The organism is Vibrio sp. 10N.222.46.A1, assembly GCF_041473595.1.
Lineage (GTDB): Bacteria > Pseudomonadota > Gammaproteobacteria > Enterobacterales > Vibrionaceae > Vibrio > Vibrio tasmaniensis_A.
This window is the reverse complement of the sequence record NZ_JBFRSN010000895.1, coordinates 1-2,741: the sequence shown is the minus strand read 5'-3', so window position 1 is coordinate 2,741 and position 2,741 is coordinate 1. Positions and strand designations below refer to the sequence as shown.

Below are 2,741 nucleotides of genomic sequence, written 5' to 3'. Positions count from 1 at the left end.
ACTTAGGTGACCCGCTTTATTTTTGTCTGGTGAGTGTTTTATCTAGCGCAGCAAATGCATAAGTTACGTTTTTTGAACAAAGGAACGGTTTATGCGCACGATATATTCAACATTATTTCTTACATTTCTGATTCTGTTAAGCCCCGCAGCGTATGCAGACAGCCCAACTAAGGCAGAGCTTTACGATGGCATTGAGATTACGGTCAATATCAATACCGCGACAGCTGAAGAGCTGTCAGCGCTATTGGTTGGTGTGGGGGATAAGAAAGCTCAAGAGATCGTCGATTACAGGGATCAAAACGGGGCATTTACGACTGCTGATGATTTGGTGAGTGTGAAAGGTATAGGTGAAGCCACGGTTAACAAGAACCGCGAAAGAATTCAACTTTAATCCGTTTGTCTACTTGTTAGAAATGAAGCGATAGATATGAAGCCTCCGGCCAATGCACCTGCTAGGTGGGCTTCAATCGCGACACGAGCATTAATCAGTTCACCAGTTGTGCTAGAAGGGCCAACAAGCTGCTCCCAAGCGATTTTAGCGATTAATCCCAACACTAACAGCCAACTTGATCTCCTACCGTTTAAAGCCTCACTGAGCGCGAATAAGCCAAATAACCCATGCAAAGAGCCTGATAGGCCAACATAGATCTGAATACTCGAAAACAACAGGGCGATCCCAGTCACTAAACTAATCACAAGCAGAGCAAGAACAAGCTGTTTTTTACTCGGTTGAAACAGATAGCTGATGATCCATAAGCCTGCTAGATTCATCAGAAGGTGCGAGTAGTTGGTATGTGAAAAATTTCCTGTTAGGATCCGCCACCATTGCCCCTCGGCAATCGCATTGCTATCCCATACGACCCAAGCTTGTATTGGCTCAAATTGGAATAAGACGCATAAAAGTGAAGTGAAAATTAAAACAGGGTACACATTAAATCCATGTCTCGTTATTGCCCCCAATGCAGCAAGGCTTTGAAAGCTTGTATTTGTCAGTGGGTTACACCACTCGAATCGAATGTTGAGCTTATCATTCTTCAGCACCCATCAGAAGAGCATCGCCCGATGGGTACTGCGCGTATCCTCTCGTTATCCCTAAATAACAGCGTGACGCTTGTCGGTGAAGATTTTTCAGACAACGAACAATTGAACGCATTGCTGGCCAATGAACATTACCAACATGTGATTTTATACCCAAGTGAAAACTCTGTTTCAGTTGAGTCGGCAACATCTCCAAATAAGAAGCTGCGTGTGATTTTATTGGATGGCACGTGGAAGAAGGCGTTCAAAATGTGGCAAGTATCGAGTAACTTGCATGCGCTGAATACGGTTCACTTGCCGAAAGATCTCAAGGGTAATTACCGAATTCGCAAAGCGCCAAGTGAAAACAGCCTTTCGACAGTAGAGGCGGGTTATCATCTGTTGAGCTTGTTAGAAAATGATCGAGACTTTAGCCCTCTGCTAACGGCATTTGACCGAATGATTCAGTTTCAAATCAATCAAATGCCACCGGGCGTGTTTGAGAAAAACTACTTAGATTAAGCTGTTTCAGTAAAGTGAGCCAGGAATTAAAACTCGGTATGAGCTGAGAACAGTTGCTGATGCATTTTCTGCGCAAGATCATCGGTCATTGATGAAATGTAATCCGCAATCACGCGCATTTTTCGAGACTCATCTTGATGTTGTAGCCATTGCTTCTTGATAGGTAGTGGCAGCAAGCGTTCAGGATCTGCGCTGAATGCTTCAAACATATCCATGATAATCTGCTGACCTTTATATTCTATCACTTGAACCTGTGGCACTTGAATCACGAACTCGCTGACAAAATGTTTCAGTTTGTCGAGTGTGGCGTCCATGCTCGGTTCAAGCACCGCATTGTAAGCAAGCAGTACATTCTCAAATCTAGCATCTACTCGTTCAATCGAAATACTGGTCAACAGAGCGTTGACTATCCCACCAATCGCATCCTTTCGACGATACTGCTCACCAGAGAAAAGCATCTCTGTGATTGAATCTAGGTGTTCACAAACCCAAGGGTCGGCCATCTCTTTAAGTTGAGGGTAAGCCGACTCGACCCATTGAGATTTGGTGACAGAGCCAAGCACAATCGCATCTTCTAAATCGTGCACGCCATACGCGATGTCATCAGCCAGCTCCATGATTGAACAATCAAGTGACTTATATTTGGTCTTATTGTGCTCAAGTGGCTCTGTATGCGTTTTTCTTTTCTGTTTTAGAAGCTGTTGGTCGCTGCTTGAAAGCGGCTCCATTACCCAGTTAAAAAGCTCTTCATCATGATCGTAGATGCCTTTTGCTGGCATCCAATCTTTGGCTCGGAGCTGTCGTTGATGCTTAACAGGCTCAGACTGTAATTTAGCTTGAACCTCACTAAGCAGAGAAGGGTACTTAATCAGACCTAACAGAGTTCGTCGAGACAGGTTCATCCCGTGATGTTCAGTGTAAGGTTCTAGCTGCGTGACAATGCGAAATGTTTGAGCATTGCCCTCAAAGCCACCATGATCGCGCATCATATAGTTCAACGCGACTTCGCCACCGTGCCCATAAGGTGGGTGGCCAATGTCGTGAGCAAGACACAATGAATCAATCAAACTGTCTGAAGGCAACAAATCTCGAAACTCGGGCTGCTTTTTTTTCAGCTGGGCAACGATACCGGTACCTAGCTGAGCGGCTTCTAGCGAATGAGTAAGGCGAGTTCGGTGGAAATCGTTTACCGTGGTGCCATG

At 44.9% G+C, this 2,741-nt stretch carries 4 protein-coding genes; 2 read left to right on the top strand and 2 right to left on the bottom strand.

The window, feature by feature from the left end; genetic code table 11:
• Window positions 1-91 precede the first annotated feature (91 nt).
• Window positions 92-391 carry a ComEA family DNA-binding protein gene (locus AB4496_RS21600; RefSeq protein WP_009847280.1) on the top strand — a complete coding sequence of 100 codons (300 nt, stop codon included), beginning with the start codon at window positions 92-94 and terminating at the stop codon, window positions 389-391.
• On the opposite strand, the gene rrtA is transcribed toward AB4496_RS21600, so the two are convergent.
• On the bottom strand, window positions 388-930 hold the full coding sequence (rrtA, locus tag AB4496_RS21595; RefSeq protein ID WP_032555260.1) for a rhombosortase: 543 nt from the start codon (window positions 928-930) through the stop codon (window positions 388-390). The two genes, AB4496_RS21600 and rrtA, sit on opposite strands and share 4 nt — an antisense overlap.
• Before the next feature lie 9 nt (window positions 931-939).
• Between rrtA and AB4496_RS21590 the strand changes: the two genes are divergently transcribed.
• Window positions 940-1,539, top strand: a complete 600-nt coding sequence (locus tag AB4496_RS21590) for a tRNA-uridine aminocarboxypropyltransferase (RefSeq protein ID WP_032555259.1) — start codon at window positions 940-942, stop codon at window positions 1,537-1,539.
• A gap of 26 nt (window positions 1,540-1,565) precedes the next feature.
• On the opposite strand, the gene AB4496_RS21585 is transcribed toward AB4496_RS21590, so the two are convergent.
• On the bottom strand, window positions 1,566-2,741 hold a 1,176-nt coding region (locus AB4496_RS21585), incomplete at its 5' end, for an anti-phage deoxyguanosine triphosphatase (RefSeq protein ID WP_372131918.1).

Excerpts from the sequence above, each read along its gene's own strand:
- AB4496_RS21600 (WP_009847280.1), top strand. The coding sequence starts at position 92 with ATGCGCACGATATATTCAACATTATTTCTTACATTTCTGATTCTGTTA.
- AB4496_RS21590 (WP_032555259.1), top strand. The coding sequence starts at position 940 with ATGTCTCGTTATTGCCCCCAATGCAGCAAGGCTTTGAAAGCTTGTATT.